The sequence below is a fragment of the Bradyrhizobium diazoefficiens genome, from assembly GCF_016616885.1.
In the GTDB taxonomy this organism is placed as follows: domain Bacteria; phylum Pseudomonadota; class Alphaproteobacteria; order Rhizobiales; family Xanthobacteraceae; genus Bradyrhizobium; species Bradyrhizobium diazoefficiens_F.
The window spans coordinates 2,043,837-2,061,995 of the sequence record NZ_CP067102.1; the positions used below are offsets into that span (position 1 = coordinate 2,043,837).

Here is an 18,159-nt window from a genome sequence, read left to right on the forward strand (position 1 = left end):
CAGCGGCTGGCTCACGTCTACCGGGACATCGGCGCTCGCGCGATGCGCGACCTGCCGATCTACAACGACGCCCTCGACGTTGAGGCAGTCGGCTTCCGCGGATTCAACGGCACGATCATCGGTATCATGGTCACGCCCTGGTTCATGAATTTGGTGATGCCGACCGGCGAAATGGCGCCGGCGGGCTCAGCTTCGACCTTGCGCCTTCGCTTTCCGGCCGGCGACATTGAGTTCATCCTCAGCGATGTCAACCATGCGGGCCGCATCGCGAGCTGTTCGCTGTTCTCGCCCATGATCGGGTTTGCTGACGCGGCCTCCGCTCGGGCAACGGCGGAAGCCGCCATCAACGAACTCATGTTGCCGGCCGACGGCAAGGAGGCGACCCGACGCCGCGAGCCCGCTACAAGCGCGATCGATCGGCGTAGCTTCATGCGGGCTGTTCTGACGGAGCAGCACGAATGAACCCGGGCTTCCGCAGCGAGATCGACATCACGGTGTGGCTCGCCAAGGATACGATCGCCGAGGTCGCAATCCTGCCCCGGAGCCGGCTGCCGTTGACGAGCCTGTTTGCGGGCAAGCCCGTCTCGTTGCTGCTCTCCGTGCTGCCGCGGCTGTTCTCGCTGTGCTCGGTTGCACATCAGGTGGCGTTTCTGGGAGCGGTGGAAGCCGCGCGCGGCGAGGATTGTCCTCCAGAGACCATGCATCGCCGCGTCACCGCTGTCGTCGCCGAGCGCCTGACGGACCTGTTCCGTGGTCTGTTCGTCGGCCAGCTCACCCTGGATGGCGCGAGCGCCACCGCGGTCCGCGCCATGATGCAGGCGACCGCCGTCCTTGCTGGCGTCCTCGGCGAAGGCGGGCAGGTCTTGGCGCGTTGCGAGGCGGTATCGCACATCAAGGCTGTGCTCGCTGCACTCGGAATCGCGGGCGAAGGAGAGGCGCCGACGCCAGGCAGCGCGCTGGCAGCGCATCTTTCGAGCTTCGATGGGCATGCGCTGCTGCAGCCGGTCGTCGAACACTCGTTTCTTTCCGTCACCGATGATCGCGATGTCGTCATGCGGCTGCTTGCGGATGGCGCGAGCTTCTCCGATGCCCCCGATCTCCACGGTCGAATTCCCGAGACGGGTGTGTGGGCACGCCGGGTCCGGCGCCAGCCGGTCCTGCCGCCGCGCGGCAGGCCTGCCGAGCGACAGAAGGCGCGCATTGCGGAAGTGGCGCGCCTCTGCTCCTGGCTCGAGACGGGCAATGAGGCGCTCGAGGACGGCGTCGTCGAGAGCTATCGGCTTGGCGCCGGCAGAGGTGCGGCGGCCGTCGAATGCGCCCGCGGCCGGCTCTATCAGCTCGTCGAGTGCGATAATGAACACCGCATCGTCCGCTTGGAATCGCTGGCTCCAACCGAATGGAACTTCCATGCGCGTGGACCGCTGGTCCGCAGCCTGCAGGGTTCGGCGCTTGCCGCCGGTCAAGAGGGGCAGAATGCCGTCCGCACGCTCGTCGGCTCCTTCGATCCCTGCGTCGGATTTAACCTCAGCTTTCGTAAGGTCGGCCATGCATGAGATGGCGGTTTGCCAGGGGATCGTCGAGATCGTCGAGGAGGAAGCGCGCAGGCGCGCGTTCGCCAAAGTGAAGGCAGTGTGCATCGAGATCGGCGCGTTGAGCCATGTTGCGCCGGAGGCGATAAAATTCTGCTTCGAAGCGGTCGCCGCACATACCATTGCACAAGGTGCGACCCTGGACATCGTCGAGACGCCTGGGACCGCCTGGTGCATGGCCTGCTCGAGAAGCGTCAAAATCAAGCGGCGCGACGAGCCATGCCCTGCCTGCGGCAGCTATCAGTTGCAGGTGGCCGGTGGAGAAGAGATGCGGGTCAGGGCATTGGAGGTCGACTGATGTGTACAGTATGCGGCTGCGGTGACGGCAAAGCTTCCATTGAGCGCGGGCACGATCATCCCCATGGGCATGATCACGCGCCTCCTCATCATGGTCATCACGATCATGGTGACGATGAACACCATCATCACGACCATGATCATCACCTTCATCATCACCACGATCGAACGCGCGATCACCACGATCGAACGCGCGGCGATCCCGGCCTGCTCGACTGCGGCGCCGACCCGGCCGGGCAGACGATCGCCGGCATGAGCAGCGACCGCATCATCCAGGTCGAGCGTGACATCCTCGGCAAGAACGACCGCCTTGCGGCCGACAATCGTGCGCGGTTCCGCGCGGATGACGTGCTCGCCTTCAACCTGGTCTCAAGCCCCGGCGCCGGAAAGACCACGCTGTTGGCCCGCGCCGTGTCCGAACTGAAAGACAATTGCCCGATAGGCGTGATCGAGGGGGATCAGCAGACGTCGAACGACGCCGAGCGGATCCGCGCGACAGGCGTACCGGCGGTCCAGGTCAACACCGGTCAGGGCTGCCACCTCGATGCGGCCATGATCGGCGAGGCCTATGACCGGTTGCCCTGGCTCAACGGCGGCATCCTTTTTATCGAGAATGTCGGCAACCTCGTCTGTCCGGCGGCGTTTGATCTCGGCGAGGCCTGCAAGATCGTGGTGTTGTCGACCACCGAGGGCGAGGACAAGCCGCTCAAATATCCCAACATGTTCGCAGCGTCCTCGTTGATGCTGATCAACAAGATCGATCTCGCGCCTGTGCTCGACCTCGATCTTGCCAGGACGATCGAATATGCACGGCGCGTCAACCCAAAGATCGAGGTGCTGACGGTATCGGCGCGGACCGGAGCGGGATTTGCGGCATTCTATGCCTGGATCCGGAAGCGCGCCGAGAAGGCGAGGGCGGCGTCCCTGAGTGCCGTGTCGGCATGATGATGAGCGGCGGAGCCGCAGCGCGCGATGCTCGGCGGCTGCGCCTGCACGTGCGCGGCGCCGTGCAGGGCGTTGGCTTTCGCCCCTATGTCTATGGCCTTGCCATGCGCTATCGCCTCGGCGGCTTCGTGGCCAATGACCCGCACGGCGTCGTGATCGAGGTCGAAGGTGCGCGTGCTGCCGATTTCGTCGCTGCGCTGCCGCTGGAGAAACCGCCGCTGGCGCGGATCGACGGGATCTCTGTGCAGCAGATCGGCGCCGTTGACAGCGACGAGTTCTGTATTCGCGCCAGCGAGCAAGGCAGGGTATCGACGCGGATCGTCGCCGACGCCGCCACCTGCGCCCGGTGCCTGAGCGAGCTGTTAGACCCGAGCAGCCGCTTCCATCTTTACCCCTTCGTCAACTGCACCCATTGCGGTCCGCGCCATACGATTGTCGAGCGGCTGCCTTATGACCGCGGCACCACCGCGATGAAGCATTTCGCGATGTGCGCAGCTTGCGCCGCAGAATATGCCGATCCCGCAAGCCGCCGCTTTCATGCCGAGGCGATCGCCTGTCCGTTGTGTGGTCCGCGCTTGAGCCACGGCATCGAGGAGATCGCTGCTGAGGTCGCCGGCGGCAAAATCGTTGCGCTGAAGGGACTCGGTGGATATCAGCTCTTGTGCGATGCCCGAGACGATGAGGCGGTGAGGCGTCTGCGGCAGAGGAAGCAGCGGGAGCAGAAGCCGTTTGCGGTCATGATTGCCGCAGTCGACGCTGTCGCGAACATCGCTAGCGCGAATGCAACAGAGCTGGAATTGTTGGAGTCAACGGCTCGCCCGATTGTATTACTGACGTCGCGTCGGCAACTCGCGCCGGCAATCGCGCCGGACCTGTCGCGGATCGGCGTCATGCTGCCGGTCGCGCCGCTGCATCATCTGGTCTTTCATGTGCTGAACTCGGCACACAAGCGTGCCGACGGCTCTCCTTGGGTTGTCGTGGCGACGAGCGCCAATCCGGGCGGCGAGCCGCCGGTCATCGAGAATGACGAGGCGGAGCGCCGACTTGCCGGCATTGCCGACCTGATCGTCACTCATGATCGCGATATCGTCACGCGTGCTGATGATTCCGTGGTGTCGGTCGTTGCCGGACGCGCGCAATTCATCCGGAGGGCCCGCGGCTATGTTCCCGAGCCGATTCGGTTGGCGCGTGCCGTGCCGCCGGTGCTCGCAGTGGGCGGCGCGCTGAAGGCATCTGTCGCGATTACGCGCGGTGATGAAGCCTTCGTCTCCCAGCACATCGGAGATCTCGATACCGTGGAGGCCATTCGCTTCTTCGAGAAGACGATCGAGCACCTGATCTCGACCCTGGATGTTGAGCCGGCCGTCGTGGCGCATGATCTTCATCCCGATATGGCCTCCACCCGCTTTGCCGAGGCGAGCGGCCATAGGCTGATTGCGGTTCAGCACCATCACGCACATGCGGCGTCCGTGATGGCGGAGCACGGTATCGACGGGCCTGTGCTGGCACTGGTGCTTGACGGCTTTGGTCATGGTAGCGACGGCGGGAGTTGGGGCGGCGAGCTCTTGCGATGTGAGGGCGCGCGCTTCCGGCGGATCGGACATCTGGTGCCGCTCAGGATGCCAGGCGGCGATCGCGCCGCGCGCGAGCCTTGGCGGATGGCTGCCGGCGTGCTTCACGCGCTCGGGCGCGGCGCGGAGATTCCGCGTCGGTTTGCGGCGCAGCCGTTGGCGGCGGGTGTTTTGGCCCTGCTCGACCAGCCCGACGTGCCGACGACGACCAGCGCCGGCCGGATGTTCGATGCAGCCGCCGGATTGCTGGGATTCTCCACGCGGCAGAGCTATGAAGGCGAAGCCGCGATGAAGCTGGAGGCGCGTGTTCGTCGCACACGCGTCGCTGAGGGCGCCTGGACAATCGAACAAGGCGTGTTGTCGCTGTATCCGCTGTTTGAACGTCTTGTGGCTGATGCCCCCGATCCGACCGTAGGCACCGAGCTGTTTCATGGCACGTTTGGCGCGGCCTGCGTCGACTGGATCGCCTGTGCTGCACGAGAGACCGGCCTCGCCACCGTCATTTTGAGCGGCGGCTGCTTCCTCAACGCGGTCCTGAGCGAGGAGGTGCAGCGCGGCTGCATCGCTGTCGGGCTCAATCCGCGGCTCTCGCGCCAGGTGCCGCCGAATGACGGCGGCTTGAGCCTCGGCCAAGCCTGGGTTGCCGCTCTCCAAATGCTCGAAGAACAAAGGCTGGAAGGAAACGCCTGATGTGTCTCGCCATACCTGCAGAGGTTACAAAGCTGCTTCCCGGCGAGATGGCCGTCGCCTCGATCGACGGCGTCAGCAAGGAGGTTTCGGTGATGCTGATCGAAGATCTCGCCGTGGGCGACTACGTGATCATCCATGTCGGTTATGCCCTGACCAAGATCGATCCGGATGAGGCGAGGCGGACGCTGGAGCTCATGCGTGAGCTCAGCAGCGAAGGGCAGGGAGCAATGCAGTGAAATACGCCGACGAATTTCGCGACAAGGCAATCGGGCTGGGGTTGGCGAGGGCGATCCGGTCTGAAGCCGATCCGCAGAGGCCCTACCGCTTCATGGAGTTCTGCGGCGGACATACGCATGCGATTTCGCGCTATGGATTGGAGGACATGTTGCCCAAGAACGTGCGGATGATCCACGGTCCCGGCTGTCCCGTCTGCGTGCTGCCGGCGGGACGTATCGACATGGCGATCCAGCTGGCTGAGCGGCCGGAGGTGATCCTTTGCGTCTATGGCGATCTGATGCGGGTGCCGGGCTCGCAAGGTGCCTCGCTGTTGAAGGCAAAGGCACGTGGTGCCGATGTGCGGATGGTCTATTCCACGGTCGATGCAATCCGGATCGCGGAAGAAAACCCCGAGCACGAAGTCGTGTTCTTCGCGATCGGCTTTGAGACCACGACGCCGCCGACCGCGGTCATGATCCGGCGCGCCCAGAAGAAGCAGATCGAAAACTTCAGCGTGTTCTGCAACCACGTGCTGACGCCGCCGGCGATGCAGAAAATTTTGGAGAGTCCCGACATTCGCAGCGTCGGCCGCGCCGAGATCGACGGCTTCGTGGGGCCCGCGCATGTCAGCATCATCATCGGCACCGAGCCCTACGAGGTCTTTGCCGAGGAATTCGGCAAGTCGGTGGTGATCTCGGGCTTCGAGCCGCTCGACATGATGCAGGCGATTCTGATGCTGGTGCGTCAGGTGAACGAGCACCGAAGCGAAGTGGAGAACCAATATAGCCGTGCCGTAATGCGCGATGGGAATCGGCGTGCCCAGGCGGAGGTCTCGGATATTTTCGAACTGCGCGACGCGTTCGAATGGCGAGGCCTCGGGTTCGTGCCCCATAGTGGATTGAAGCTGAAGCAAACCTACGCCAGATTTGATGCGGAGATCTGTTTCGCCATGAGCGAGCTGCGCGTCGCCGACAACCCGGCCTGCGAATGCGGCGCGATCCTGCGCGGTGTGAAGAAGCCGGTCGACTGCGAGCTGTTCGGAATGGTGTGCACGCCGGAGACCCCGATGGGATCCTGCATGGTCTCCTCGGAGGGCGCATGTGCCGCGCATTGGACCTATGGTCGATTCCGCGATAGTCAGCAGAAGCGGGCGTCATGAAAGCCCATCAGCGCAAACTCGACATCAAGCACGGCTGCGTCGACCTGTCCCACGGCTCCGGCGGCCGCGCGATGGCGCAACTGATCTCGGGCCTGTTCCACGAATCATTCGGCAACGAATGGCTGGCGCGCGGCAACGATCAATCCGCCTTCGACGTCGGCGCCGGGCGCATGGTGATGACGACTGATGCCTATGTGGTCTCGCCGCTGTTCTTTCCCGGAGGCAATATCGGCTCGCTTGCGGTGCACGGCACCGTCAACGACATCGCCATGGCCGGTGCCCTACCGCTTTATCTGTCTGCGAGCTTCATTATCGAGGAAGGCTTTCGGTTTTCAGACCTCAAGACAATCGCGGACTCGATGGGCCAGGCGGCGCAATCCGCCGGCGTCCATATCATCACCGGCGACACCAAGGTGGTCGAGCACGGCAAGGCCGATGGCCTGTTCATTTCGACCGCGGGCGTTGGCCTGGTGCCTGAGGGATTCGATCTCTCCGCTGAGAATGCGAGGGTCGGAGACCGGGTGCTGATCTCCGGCACACTCGGCGATCACGGCGTCGCCATCATGTCAAAGCGCCAGAACCTCGCCTTTGAAACGGAGATCGTCTCGGATTCGGTCGCCCTGCATGATTTGGTCGCCAGGATGGTGGCGGCGGGCGGCTGCGGCATCCGTCTGATGCGAGATCCCACGCGCGGCGGGCTCGCGGCGACACTGAACGAAATCGCCCAGCAGTCCGAACTAGGCTTCAGTCTCCAGCAAGAGGCGATCCCGGTCAAGCCGGGGGTGGCGGCTGCCTGCGAGCTGCTCGGGCTCGATCCGCTCAACGTCGCCAATGAGGGGAAGCTGCTCGCGATCGTCTCGCCTGATCTCGCCGGAGCCGTGCTGGCCGCCATGAGAGCGCATCCGCTCGGTCGCGATGCCGCCGATATCGGCGAAGCGGTGCCCGATGATCATCACTTCGTGCAGATGGCGACGAGCTTTGGCGGTGCCCGGATCGTCGACTGGTTGTCGGGCGAACAACTGCCCCGGATCTGTTGAGGCTCAAGATGCGCATTCTGCTCCTGTTACCGCGATGGCAGTCGTGGGGCTGCTCGCAGCCATCATTTGTTCATCCGCTGCCATCAGCGGATCCCAAGAAGCTTCCTCCGGTGCGGATCATGGCCTGACATTGAGAATCTCGGTCCGGCAGTTGAATTCCTTGCGCAGATGCTCGATGCACCGCCGACAGGAAGGTAACTCCGCGAAATCGCCTCAAAATCTCTAAACGATGACCACAAGAATCATGCTCCTGCTGACGGCGCCGTTCGCAGTGTTGACGCGTTGAACGATCCGGTGAAAGCGAATGGCGTCGGAGTGATGGAATCGTTCAATCGCGAACAAGTCCAGGAGAGATGATGAAGTTGGTGAAGACCTCTGTAGTCGCATGTGTCCTTTCGGCTTTGTTTGCAAGCCAAGTGCTTGCGCAAGACCTTTCGACCGACGCCAAGAGTCGCGGCGGCATGCAAGGCAAGGGCATACAGGGGGGCATGGGCGATGATGATGAGGATTCGACCGCTCAGCTCGGCGCTGCGGACCGAAAGGCAGGTATGAAGCCGCTCAAGAGCACAAAGGGTGCAGCCGGCACCACCGGAATCGCTCCAAACAAGGGGGCAACTGACGATTCCTCAGTCGGCGGCACGCCGACCGCCGGCAAGCGCCACTAACGCGGGCAACTCTTATCGGCAAACCTCCGGTCGCGCGCAAGCGGCCGGAGGTTTTTTCCGTGTTCAGCTCGATCTCGGCGCGAATGGCCCAGCAGCAAGCAATCAAGTTGATTGCTGCGTCAAGGCCCGCTGCGGCTCGTCCACGAAAATGAGTTGCTGTTCGGTATAGGGCGGAAGCTTTTGCCCTCGATCTTGCCGCAGAAGAAGGCTCCGTGAGCTGGTCGAGTGGCGCTCCAACCCGACGTCTTTTTTAATTCGCGATTTCGTCTGGCTTGATTGTCAAGTGATATGTCTGATTTCCGGCGCGAGCGCGAATGACATGTGTTGTCGGCATAGCGTCGGGTGCGCCCCGCCCTGCTGTTGCTATCGCTTATCGAGGTCGCGCAGCGCCGAATGGTGATGCTCGGCGGGGACGCGTCACGCTCCGCGGAGCTGCTACCCCATGAATGACGTCGTCACAGCGCGTTCCGGCAGGACATCGCTAGCCCGGCTGTCCGGATTGGGAGCTGATAACTAGGATCAGGCTTTTTTCGCCTGATTCCGGTCAACAACGTGCTCGAGCCCGATGCAGTGAAGAAGCCATCGCGGTGTTTCGTGCCATGGGGACTTGTGCCTCCTCAGGAAAATCCGCTTTGCGGGCTTCATGCCCAGGCTGTCAATCGGCATTCAAATTTGACCTCCCCGCGAATTGTTCGCAAGCTTGCGCGGTACTTCCGGAGTTCCTACGCTACGGCCGCGGAGCTCGGGGCGCCTTGTTGGCGCGTTGCTGACGTGACGGACAATTGCAGCCGAGGGAGTTTACCTGATGCAAGGGGATCCGAGATCGCACGGGCTCTGGGAACTGACGGCTCCGCATGCACCTCAGACCGATCGTCTGGCTGGCGAGATGGACGTCGATGTCCTCGTCATCGGTGGCGGATATACCGGGCTTTCGTCCGCTCTCCATCTTGCAGAAGGAGGAGCGCGCGTCGCTGTCCTCGAGGCGTCTGAAATCGGCTTCGGCGGCTCCGGACGCAATGTCGGTCTCGTGAATGCCGGTATGTGGGTCATGCCGGACGCTCTCGCGGCGACGCTGGGACAAACCCTTGGGGAGCGCCTGATCGATCTGCTCGGCGACGGGCCGCGACGGGTGTTCGATCTTATTGCGCAACATGATATTAACTGCGAGCAAGAGCCCGCGGGCACGTTGCATTGTGCAGTCGGACGCAGGGGATTGGAAGAAATCAAGGCTCGTGCCGAACAATGGCAGCGACGTGGTGCGCCGGTCGAGATTCTCGATGCCGAGGAGACGCGCCGGAGGATTGGCGGTGGCAACTACGCCGGTGCACTGCTGGATAAACGCGCTGGCACAATTCAGCCGCTGGCCTATGTTCGTGGTTTGGCTGGCGCCGCACTTGCTGCGGGCGCGAAAATCTTCACCCACAGCGCTGCTCTCGCCGCCAGCGATGGCGGCTCGCGCTGGAAGGTCAATACGGCAGCCGGATCTGTGCGTGCAGATTGGGTGATTGTTGCCACCGACGCCTACGCGCGAGGACCGTGGTCGCTGGTCCGGCAGGAGCAGATCCAACTGCCTTACTTCAACTTTGCGACCCAACCTCTCCCGGATCATTTGAGAGCATCGATCCTGCCCGAACGCCACGGAGCCTGGGACACGAAGCAGGTGCTCAGTTCATTTCGCTTCGACCGTGCAGGCCGGCTCGTTTATGGCAGCGTCGGTGCTCTTGAGCGGAGCAGTGCAGCAGTGCACAGGGCGTGGGCCATCCGTTCGCTCGGCAAGCTGTTTCCTCAGCTCTCCGACATCGAATTCGAGGCCGGTTGGTTCGGGACGATCGGTATGACCTCGGACAACCTACCTCGCTTTCACAAGTTAGACCGCAACGTCATTGGGTTCAATGGATACAACGGCCGCGGAATTGCGCCGGCCACTGTGTTCGGAGGCGTGCTCGCCTCCTATGTGCTAGGGCAGGTTGCGGACAAAGATCTTCCGCTTCCGATCGCACCGGTGGAGGAGCCGCGCTTCCGCGCCACGCGGGAGGCGCTCTATCGCATCGGGGCGCAACTCGTTCATTTCACCGAAGCCCGGCTCTGACCGTCAGTTCTCGGTAATCGCGAGCTCCACGCCAAGGCACATCCTTGCTTTTCGCCGACGTATTACAGTTCCGCCGGCCTCAGAGAGGGCTATTGCCCATCTCGCTCGATCGCTGACGTAGGATGCCGATCATATGTTCAAACTCGCGACACCGTATCATCTCAATCGATCGCCTTTTCGCTGAGCCACTGGCGTCCTTCATATGCTAGCACGCGATGAAACTATTCGTCGCAGGCAGCGGCTGCCCCATCGACTCAGCAGATGTTCGAGTCCGCTAAACAGGTTGATCTCCGCAGAGCTGTCGAACATGCTCGGCACACACCAAAAACCCCGGCATCGCTGCCGGGGTTTCGCATTTCCGCGGTTGGCCTTAACGGCTGGATCAGAAGTCCATCCCGCCCATGCCACCCATGCCGCCGCCCGGAGGCATCGCCGGACCGGCGCCGCCCTTCTTGGGCAGCTCGGCGACCATGGCTTCCGTGGTGATCAGCAAGGCCGCAACCGAAGCTGCATTCTGGATCGCGGTACGGACCACCTTGGTCGGGTCGATGATGCCCTTGGTGACAAGGTTCCCGTATTCGCCGGTCTGCGAGTCGAAGCCATAGGCGTATTGATCCTTTTCGAGGATCTTGCCGACGATTACCGAGCCGTCTTCACCGGCGTTGATCGCGATTTGGCGAGCGGGCGCCGAGAGCGCCTTGCGCACGATCTCGACGCCGGTCTTCTGGTCGTCGTTCTTGGTGCGCAGGCCCTTGAGCTGCTCGGAGGCACGGAGCAGGGCGACGCCGCCGCCCGGGACGATGCCTTCCTCGACCGCGGCGCGGGTCGCATGCATCGCGTCATCAACGCGATCCTTGCGCTCCTTCACCTCGACCTCGGTCGCGCCGCCGACGCGGATCACCGCCACGCCGCCAGCGAGCTTGGCGAGACGCTCCTGGAGCTTCTCACGATCGTAGTCCGAGGTGGTCTCCTCGATCTGCGCCTTGATCTGGGCCACGCGCGCCTCGATGTCGGTCTTCTTGCCGGCGCCGTTGACGATCGTGGTGTTCTCCTTGTCGATCATCACCTTCTTGGCGCGACCGAGCATGTTGAGCGTGACGTTCTCGAGCTTGATGCCGAGATCTTCCGAGATCGCCTGGCCGCCGGTCAGGATCGCGATGTCCTGCAGCATGGCCTTGCGGCGATCGCCGAAGCCCGGAGCCTTGACGGCCGCGACCTTCAGACCACCGCGGAGGCGGTTCACGACCAGGGTCGCGAGCGCCTCGCCTTCGACGTCCTCGGCGACGATGACCAGCGGCTTGCCGGTCTGCACCACGGCCTCGAGCAGCGGCAGCAGCTCGTTCAGCGAGGAGAGCTTTTTCTCGTTGATGAGGATGTAGGCGTCGTCCATCTCGACGCGCATCTTGTCGGCGTTGGTGACGAAGTAGGGCGAGATGTAGCCGCGGTCGAACTGCATGCCCTCGACGACGTCGAGCTCCGTCTCGAGCGACTTGGCTTCCTCGACGGTGATGACACCCTCGTTGCCGACCTTCTTCATGGCGTCGGCGAGGAACTTGCCGATCTCCGCGTCACCGTTGGCCGAGATGGTGCCGACCTGAGAGATCTCGTCGTTCGAGGTGACCTTCTTGGTGTTCTTCTGCAGGTCCGCAACCACGGCATCGACGGCAAGGTCGATACCGCGCTTGAGGTCCATCGGGTTCATGCCGGCGGCAACCGCCTTGGCGCCCTCACGGACGATGGCAGCCGCGAGCACGGTCGCGGTGGTGGTGCCGTCGCCGGCCGCATCAGCGGACTTCGAGGCGACTTCGCGCACCATCTGCGCACCCATATTCTCGAACTTGTCGTCGAGCTCGATATCCTTGGCGACGGTGACGCCGTCCTTGGTGATGCGGGGAGCGCCGAACGACTTGTCGAGCACGACGTTGCGGCCCTTCGGACCGAGCGTGACCTTCACCGCGTTGTTGAGGATGTCGACGCCGCGCAGCATGCGGTCGCGGGCATCGACGCCGAATTTGACTTCTTTAGCTGACATATTGGTGTCCCTGAGTTGACTGATGTCATCTCACCCTTTGCGAGGCGCCCGCAGGCGCTCCTCAGCGGTGAGCGGTGCGAGCGTTGGATTAGGCGGCCTTCTTCCTGGCCGACGCGTCGGTGAGAACGCCCATGATGTCGCTCTCCTTCATGATCAACAGCTCCTGGCCGTCGATCTTGACCTCGGTGCCCGACCACTTGCCGAACAGCACGCGATCGCCGACCTGAAGGTCGATCGGAACCAGCTTGCCGCTCTCGTCGCGGCCGCCGGGGCCGACGGCGATCACTTCGCCCTGCGAGGGCTTTTCCTTGGCCGTATCGGGAATGATGATGCCGCCAGCGGTCTTCTCTTCTGCGTCGATGCGCTTGACCACGACGCGGTCGTGAAGCGGACGGAAGTTCATGCAGTTTCTCCTAAGTAGTTGCTCGGGTTGGGATTTCAGAGTTGTTAGCAGTCAATGCCAGCGAGTGCTAGCGCGGGCGGGGCTCAAATAGGGCTAGTCCTTTCCGGAAGCAAGGGTTTCTGGCAGAAAAATAGATGCCCGGGTTATTCGGCTCTTCGGGGGCATGCCGGCGAACAAGCGGACCGGCGACCTGCCTTCGCTGCCTAGGATTTTTCCTCACTCTCCCGCGCGGACTCGGACTCGTGATGGCGCGCTGGAGCACGCCGAGCTCGCGCCGGGTTCTGATGACGCCACGAAGAAGCTCGATGCAAAGGGCAGGCCAGTCGACTTGAAAGAGCTGCTGAGGATCCAGCGGCACTACCAACGTCCGCAAGTAAGAGCACGCATCGAGGGCGCTGGCTTGATCTGGAGAGCCGCTGCCTCGTGCCGTTCACGTCGTTCTCCGGACACTATCGATGGCAAGAAGGTGCCGCGGTCCGGTTCGCTCCCGAGGAGAGCTGCCCTGTCCTCGCATTCGCGAGGTCTCTGGACCAACTGGACCAGCGTGCGCAAGGCCAAGCAACCCGCCGACATCTTCGCGCTTTCTAACCTGCGAGCCGAACGCCGAGGTCGGCCGCGTCCCTGCGAAAGCAAAGGCGGCGATCCTGACGACGACCGCCGTGGCTCGCTGCTATGACGATTGCGGGCAGATCAGGGGCTTCCTGCAACGCGGGCAGACAGGAGCGGTACTGGAACGTGTCGTTGGGCGACACGAAGAAGGCGAGAGATCAACTAAGAGGATCCGCCGGACGCTCGGCGAAATCAGGTGAACCGGGCAAGCTCGAACCAGATTCCGCAGGCTCCTCTTCCGCGACGAGCCTTTCGGCTTGTTCGACGAGTTCGGACCGGGTGCGTGGATCGCGGATCCGGAGAAAAGCGCGGATCAGCCTAAGTCCCTGCAGATCGCTTTGCGCTGAAGACACATTGTCGTTCATTTTCGAGCTCCCTGACTTTCTGTAGGTGGTCCTAATTGCAAGTGCAAGAATGCTCCTCATCTCGCGTTGGTTGCAACATGAATCCTACCAAAAGGAGGGGTTCCGCTCAGACCTGAAAGCAAGCTCATACTGTCCGGAGCCGGTGCCGGTAGGATGCGCGCCACCGTTTCGCTTCATAGCCTCCCATCCTGTCGCAGAAGCGAAGCGCAATTCAGCGACTAGAGCAGCCGTAGCTGCCGCCTATGCGCTCCAATACACCGATTCTGGCTGTGCGGCTTTATTCGGATGGGATAACGCGCCTGATGCCAGGCAAGAAAACGGCAGAAGCCAGCCACAGAAGAGCTGTTACAGCTTCTACGCCTCGTCTTAGACGTATCGCCTTCCTCCAGAGCGTTCAATTTCGCCGTCTACCCTCGCCATTCGAGAGCCGAATCCTTCGCGCAGCAACTACAGCTCTCGATCAAGAATGCCGCAATGACGTCGTAACGATTGGTGAAAGGAAAGGAGCAGTGCCATTGCATATCGAAGGCTCGCTGAGATGATCGCGTTATCGAACGGCGCAGGGTACAATCAGACAGAGAGCATAAGGTCGTAGGCCGTGGCAATTAATCGTCGAACATTCGCTGCAGCCGGGTTTTCGACGCTCGTGTGCGGATACGCACTGATGCAGCAGGGGCGGACCACGCCGTCCAGGAGGCCAGTGGTCGCCGGCTATGTCGCCCCGTGGAAAGCCCGGACGGGCGGTCCAAACATCAAGACGATCCCGGCGCGCGAGCTGACCCACTTGATGTACGCGTTCGGCACCGTTTCGGCAGAAGGACTGGCTGGACTTGCGGATCGTTGCCTCGACGCAGGAGCCTGCGACGGAACCGCGCCCTCGCCCCCGTTCGGCGGCAATTTCGCCCAACTCGCCGAATTGAAGCGGAGCAGTCCAGAGCTTCGCATCCTGATTTCGTTGGGCGGTTGGAGCGGGTCGAAATATTTCTCGGCCGCCGCTGCCACACCGATGTCGCGCGCGCGGTTCGCACAATCCGTTATCGAGGCGTTCTTTCGCCCGTATCCTGGTCTGTTCGATGGTGTGGATGTCGATTGGGAGTTTCCCGTCTCAGGAGGACGTCCAGGAAATCTCGCCCGCCTCGACGACCGTACGAATTTCACGCTCCTGATTGCGGGGCTTCGCCGAAGACTCATTGAGTTTTCCGCATTGGAGCGCAGGGAGCTCGAGCTCACCATTGCCGTATCTGCCGCCCCCAATAAGATTGTCAATCTGGATGCGGCCGCTCTGGCCCCGCTGGTCGACCGGATCCATCTGATGGCTTACGACTATCATGCGGGCTCGGCTTTTGCCGGCTTCAATGCCCCGCTGTTCGCCAGCGCCGGCGATCCAAATCCCGATCTCAATGTCGATGCAAGTGTGAATGCCTTGATCCGGGCCGGGGTGCCGCCGGGCAAGGTCACACTCGGCGTAGCCTTCTATGGCCGAGCTGTGGCAGACGTTCCGCAGGAGAATGCGGGACTTTTGCAAGCGGGGACGAGGGCGAGCGAGCAGTGGGGAGGGAGCGATGGCATCGATTATCGCGATCTCGTTGCCAGGCGACCGGAAGAGCGGGGCTTTCGCCGCTATTGGAGTGATGAGGCGCAGGTGCCGTGGCTCTATGACGCCGAACGGCGGATATGGATCAGCTACGACGATCCGCTCTCCATCGCACGCAAGACGATGTACGCATGCGCCCATGGACTCGCCGGGATCATGATCTGGGACCTGTTCGCCGACGACGGTTCGCTGCTGCTCGCGGCGCTCCACATGCTTCCTGCGCGAAGATTCGATTAGAAGGTCGTCATCACGTCGCCTTGAAGCGCGTCATGCGTGCGCCTCGAGCGAAATCATCCGCGAAACGCGTTCGATGCGGCGAAATCAGAGCCACGTCGGGTTGAAAACGGCGATGTCGGAAATCTGACAAACGGCAGCGCCGTTCCTGACGCATGCTGGCGGCAATACAGGTTTTTCGTCATGATGCGACGTGCGCACCGGATCCCATCCGGTTGATCGCGAGGCCGGACGACTCTTCGCGACGCCTCACGCAAAGGCTTGAGCAATCCTGACCTAAGCCTTGTCTGTGTATCGGTGCGGGGTCCCGATCCCGATCGCCGCCATAAATCAGTGATCCATGCGACCATGGAGGGACATGCCTCAATGCCGATCCACACGTGGGTCCCTGGAGTGAAGACGCTGGTCTTGCCAGCCGGCCCCGTTCCTTATTACGCGGGCATCGGCAGAGTTGCGGTGAATGCTCTATTGGCCTGCTTCAGATGCGCCTCACGATCAAGCGGTCGGCGATGGCAACTTAGATTGTGAGTCTTGAGACAAATGTCAGCAACTTGACGCTACACACCATTACGAAGTGCCTGCCGCACAGCCGAATTCAATTGGCTCGCGGTTTGCTTTGCTTACGCCATCATTGCCAATCGCAAGCGGTGATTTTCCGGGCGGACTACGGCGCGCGTCGCAAGCGTGTGGTCTGGCCCCGTCGGTTTGCTGTGGCGACAAGTTAAGGCGCTTGGTTGTGGACGGCGCAAAATGCAGGGAAGTGTTTGGAATGCGATCTGGAGTTCTTCTTTCGGGAGTCGCAACGATTGCGCTCGTCGCAAGCGGTGCAGCCAATGCGGTAGATCTTTGGCCAGACGTGAAATTGCCAGCGGCAGTGTGGAGCTGGTCCGGAGGCTATATTGGCGGGCACGTCGGCGGTGGGTACGGACGAACCTCATTCAGCAATCCCTACGGTCCCTCAATCTATGGCGGCGTGGTTGACACCCCAGTGTTCCTCGCAGGTGGTCAGATAGGCTTTAATTGGCAGAAGAACAGCTGGGTTTTTGGCGTCGAGCTCGATGCCAGCGGTGTTGTCTCCGAGGGCACAAGTACCTGCCTCGCCGCCTCCGGCTTTGTTGTGAGCGCAAACTGCAAGGCAGGTCCCAACGTCTTTGCGACCGGGACCGGCCGGGTCGGTTACACCTTTGGCCCGCATGGCCGCACGCTGGCCTATCTCAAGGGAGGCGTGGCTTGGCAAAACAATCGTGGCGATGTCGTCAACAACAACGAGTTCAGTGGCCGCGGGAGTCAAGAGAACACCAGTTTCGACTATGGTCGGGTCGGTGGCATCATCGGGCTGGGTGTCGAGCAAGCGCTGACGTCTGCATGGTCGCTCAAGGTCGAATATGACTACCTGCATTTCGGTGGGCCGAGTATCGTGACGCCTCCGACGGTGCAGTTTCCGCCGTTCGCAATCCTTCCGGCGAATACAACGAGCCTGTCTAGCAGCTATCACATCGGAACGATCGGTCTAAATTACCATTTTGACGCCGACCCTTGGGGTGCGCAACGGTCCGATGCGCCGTTGTTCACGAAAGCAACGGGCAGCGTGCCGCCGACGACTGACACAGCCGGGTGGTCGTTCGAAGGCGGCTCGCGGCTCTGGCTCAGCCGCGGACGATTCCAATGGAATTTGCCTAATCAAATCCCTACTGGAGATCCTGACATTCTTGTATCGAGGATCACCCACCACGGTCTCAACGGACTTTCCGGGGAATTGTTTGGCCGTCTTGACAGCCCGTGGGGAGTGTTTTTGAAGAGCAACGTTGGCATCGGTCGCTTCGACAAAGGAAGCACCAACGATGAAGATTGGGGCATCGATGACGTCCTCTCCTACGTCAACACGGTATCACGCCAGGCAAACGGGAGGTTCACCTATTACACCGCCGACGTAGGTTACGATTTCCTGCGCGGCGCCAACTACAAGGTCGGGGGCTTTATCGGCTGGACCTACTACGAACAGAGCTCCGACTCCATCGATTGTGTACAGATCGCCAACCCGATGGGTTCATGCTCGCGGCCACATCCAGGTGATGACGACACGATCGCTGGAAGTCAGAATTCCCAGTGGAATGCACCTCGTGTCGGCCTAAGCGCCGAAACCATGCTCACCGAGCGTTGGCGTTTGAGTAGCGACGTCGCTTACCTGCCTTGGACCGATTTCAACGGACGTGACAATCACCTTGCGCGACCGCCGACCACATTCCTTGATCAACGCGGGAGCGGAGGCGGGGGTGTACAGGTCGAAGGCGTGTTGTCCTACTTCATTACCAAGAACTTCAGCGTCGGCGTCGGCGCGCGCTATTGGGCCATGTGGACCAAAAAAGACAGCGAAGTGACATGCACAGGCTGTGATGGCCCGGGAACCACTGAGACTGTGCTTTCGAAGTTCAGCGCAGAGCGCTGGGGCACGTTCTTTCAAGCCTCTTATAGGTTCGATTGAAAGCTCACAGCTCCAAACGAAACGCGGCTTGGTTGAACTGCGGGCCTGCAACAACGCCCCTGGAAACCGGATGAGCTCCGAACAAGCCGTCTGTCATCATCGCGCAACTTGTCCGGCAGGCTTTAAGCAGTGTCAGGCCCAAGTCACTGCTCCAAGTCCGATCGAAGGCAGGGCTGATTTAT

The 18,159-nt window shown here is 61.8% G+C and carries 15 protein-coding genes; 12 read left to right on the plus strand and 3 right to left on the minus strand.

Going from position 1 to position 18,159, the window contains the following annotated elements:
* The first annotated feature begins 42 nt into the window (after positions 1 to 42).
* The 10 genes from hybE (at position 43) to JJC00_RS09220 (ending at position 10,258) form a co-directional block, all read left to right on the plus strand.
* A complete protein-coding gene (hybE, locus tag JJC00_RS09175; protein ID WP_246774152.1) occupies positions 43 to 462 on the plus strand; it encodes a [NiFe]-hydrogenase assembly chaperone HybE in 420 nt (139 codons plus the stop codon).
* On the plus strand, positions 459 to 1,553 hold the full coding sequence (locus tag JJC00_RS09180) for a hypothetical protein (RefSeq protein WP_200472272.1): 1,095 nt from the start codon (positions 459 to 461) through the stop codon (positions 1,551 to 1,553). Before hybE ends, JJC00_RS09180 begins: the two co-directional genes overlap by 4 nt.
* A complete protein-coding gene (gene hypA / locus JJC00_RS09185; protein ID WP_200472273.1) occupies positions 1,546 to 1,887 on the plus strand; it encodes a hydrogenase maturation nickel metallochaperone HypA in 342 nt (113 codons plus the stop codon). The genes JJC00_RS09180 and hypA overlap by 8 nt, the downstream gene beginning before the upstream one ends.
* Positions 1,887 to 2,831 (plus strand): hydrogenase nickel incorporation protein HypB, encoded by a 945-nt coding sequence (gene hypB / locus JJC00_RS09190; protein WP_200472274.1) that lies wholly within the window; start codon positions 1,887 to 1,889, stop codon positions 2,829 to 2,831. Before hypA ends, hypB begins: the two co-directional genes overlap by 1 nt.
* Positions 2,828 to 5,092, plus strand: a complete 2,265-nt coding sequence (hypF, locus tag JJC00_RS09195) for a carbamoyltransferase HypF (RefSeq protein WP_200472275.1) — start codon at positions 2,828 to 2,830, stop codon at positions 5,090 to 5,092. The genes hypB and hypF overlap by 4 nt, the downstream gene beginning before the upstream one ends.
* The gene (locus JJC00_RS09200; protein ID WP_200472276.1) at positions 5,092 to 5,328 is read left to right on the plus strand and encodes a HypC/HybG/HupF family hydrogenase formation chaperone; all 237 of its coding nucleotides are present in this window, start codon (positions 5,092 to 5,094) and stop codon (positions 5,326 to 5,328) included. Before hypF ends, JJC00_RS09200 begins: the two co-directional genes overlap by 1 nt.
* Positions 5,325 to 6,467 (plus strand): hydrogenase formation protein HypD, encoded by a 1,143-nt coding sequence (hypD, locus tag JJC00_RS09205; protein ID WP_200472277.1) that lies wholly within the window; start codon positions 5,325 to 5,327, stop codon positions 6,465 to 6,467. Before JJC00_RS09200 ends, hypD begins: the two co-directional genes overlap by 4 nt.
* Positions 6,464 to 7,504, plus strand: a complete 1,041-nt coding sequence (gene hypE, locus JJC00_RS09210; RefSeq protein ID WP_200472278.1) for a hydrogenase expression/formation protein HypE — start codon at positions 6,464 to 6,466, stop codon at positions 7,502 to 7,504. The genes hypD and hypE overlap by 4 nt, the downstream gene beginning before the upstream one ends.
* Positions 7,505 to 7,860: 356 nt before the next feature.
* Complete coding sequence (locus JJC00_RS09215; protein WP_200472279.1) at positions 7,861 to 8,169, plus strand: hypothetical protein; 309 nt, start codon at positions 7,861 to 7,863, stop codon at positions 8,167 to 8,169.
* A gap of 805 nt (positions 8,170 to 8,974) precedes the next feature.
* Positions 8,975 to 10,258 (plus strand): NAD(P)/FAD-dependent oxidoreductase, encoded by a 1,284-nt coding sequence (locus JJC00_RS09220; RefSeq protein WP_200472280.1) that lies wholly within the window; start codon positions 8,975 to 8,977, stop codon positions 10,256 to 10,258.
* Positions 10,259 to 10,640: 382 nt separating this feature from the next.
* Here the strand turns inward: JJC00_RS09220 and groL are convergent, their stop codons facing one another.
* The 3 genes from groL to JJC00_RS09235 all read right to left on the minus strand — a co-directional run bounded on the left by groL (position 10,641) and on the right by JJC00_RS09235 (position 13,667).
* Entirely contained in the window at positions 10,641 to 12,290 is a 1,650-nt protein-coding gene (gene groL, locus JJC00_RS09225; protein WP_200298516.1) for a chaperonin GroEL, read from the minus strand.
* An 88-nt stretch (positions 12,291 to 12,378) separates the two neighbouring features.
* Positions 12,379 to 12,693: a co-chaperone GroES gene (groES, locus tag JJC00_RS09230; protein WP_200472281.1), complete on the minus strand. Its 315-nt coding sequence runs from the start codon at positions 12,691 to 12,693 to the stop codon at positions 12,379 to 12,381.
* Between the two features lie 767 nt (positions 12,694 to 13,460).
* Positions 13,461 to 13,667: a hypothetical protein gene (locus JJC00_RS09235; RefSeq protein WP_200472282.1), complete on the minus strand. Its 207-nt coding sequence runs from the start codon at positions 13,665 to 13,667 to the stop codon at positions 13,461 to 13,463.
* Positions 13,668 to 14,367: 700 nt separating this feature from the next.
* Here JJC00_RS09235 and JJC00_RS09240 point away from each other — a divergent pair.
* Together JJC00_RS09240 and JJC00_RS09245 are read left to right on the plus strand one after the other, a co-directional pair.
* The gene (locus JJC00_RS09240; protein ID WP_200472283.1) at positions 14,368 to 15,498 is read left to right on the plus strand and encodes a glycoside hydrolase family 18 protein; all 1,131 of its coding nucleotides are present in this window, start codon (positions 14,368 to 14,370) and stop codon (positions 15,496 to 15,498) included.
* 766 nt (positions 15,499 to 16,264) lie between these two features.
* Entirely contained in the window at positions 16,265 to 17,977 is a 1,713-nt protein-coding gene (locus tag JJC00_RS09245; protein WP_200472284.1) for an outer membrane beta-barrel protein, read from the plus strand.
* The last annotated feature ends 182 nt before the right edge of the window (positions 17,978 to 18,159 follow it).

Excerpts from the sequence above, each read along its gene's own strand:
- hybE (WP_246774152.1), top strand. The coding sequence starts at position 43 with ATGCGCGACCTGCCGATCTACAACGACGCCCTCGACGTTGAGGCAGTC.
- JJC00_RS09180 (WP_200472272.1), top strand. The coding sequence starts at position 459 with ATGAACCCGGGCTTCCGCAGCGAGATCGACATCACGGTGTGGCTCGCC.
- hypA (WP_200472273.1), top strand. The coding sequence starts at position 1,546 with ATGCATGAGATGGCGGTTTGCCAGGGGATCGTCGAGATCGTCGAGGAG.
- hypB (WP_200472274.1), top strand. The coding sequence starts at position 1,887 with ATGTGTACAGTATGCGGCTGCGGTGACGGCAAAGCTTCCATTGAGCGC.
- hypF (WP_200472275.1), top strand. The coding sequence starts at position 2,828 with ATGATGATGAGCGGCGGAGCCGCAGCGCGCGATGCTCGGCGGCTGCGC.
- JJC00_RS09200 (WP_200472276.1), top strand. The coding sequence starts at position 5,092 with ATGTGTCTCGCCATACCTGCAGAGGTTACAAAGCTGCTTCCCGGCGAG.
- hypE (WP_200472278.1), top strand. The coding sequence starts at position 6,464 with ATGAAAGCCCATCAGCGCAAACTCGACATCAAGCACGGCTGCGTCGAC.
- JJC00_RS09215 (WP_200472279.1), top strand. The coding sequence starts at position 7,861 with ATGAAGTTGGTGAAGACCTCTGTAGTCGCATGTGTCCTTTCGGCTTTG.
- JJC00_RS09220 (WP_200472280.1), top strand. The coding sequence starts at position 8,975 with ATGCAAGGGGATCCGAGATCGCACGGGCTCTGGGAACTGACGGCTCCG.
- groL (WP_200298516.1), bottom strand. The coding sequence starts at position 12,290 with ATGTCAGCTAAAGAAGTCAAATTCGGCGTCGATGCCCGCGACCGCATG.
- groES (WP_200472281.1), bottom strand. The coding sequence starts at position 12,693 with ATGAACTTCCGTCCGCTTCACGACCGCGTCGTGGTCAAGCGCATCGAC.
- JJC00_RS09235 (WP_200472282.1), bottom strand. The coding sequence starts at position 13,667 with ATGAACGACAATGTGTCTTCAGCGCAAAGCGATCTGCAGGGACTTAGG.
- JJC00_RS09245 (WP_200472284.1), top strand. The coding sequence starts at position 16,265 with ATGCGATCTGGAGTTCTTCTTTCGGGAGTCGCAACGATTGCGCTCGTC.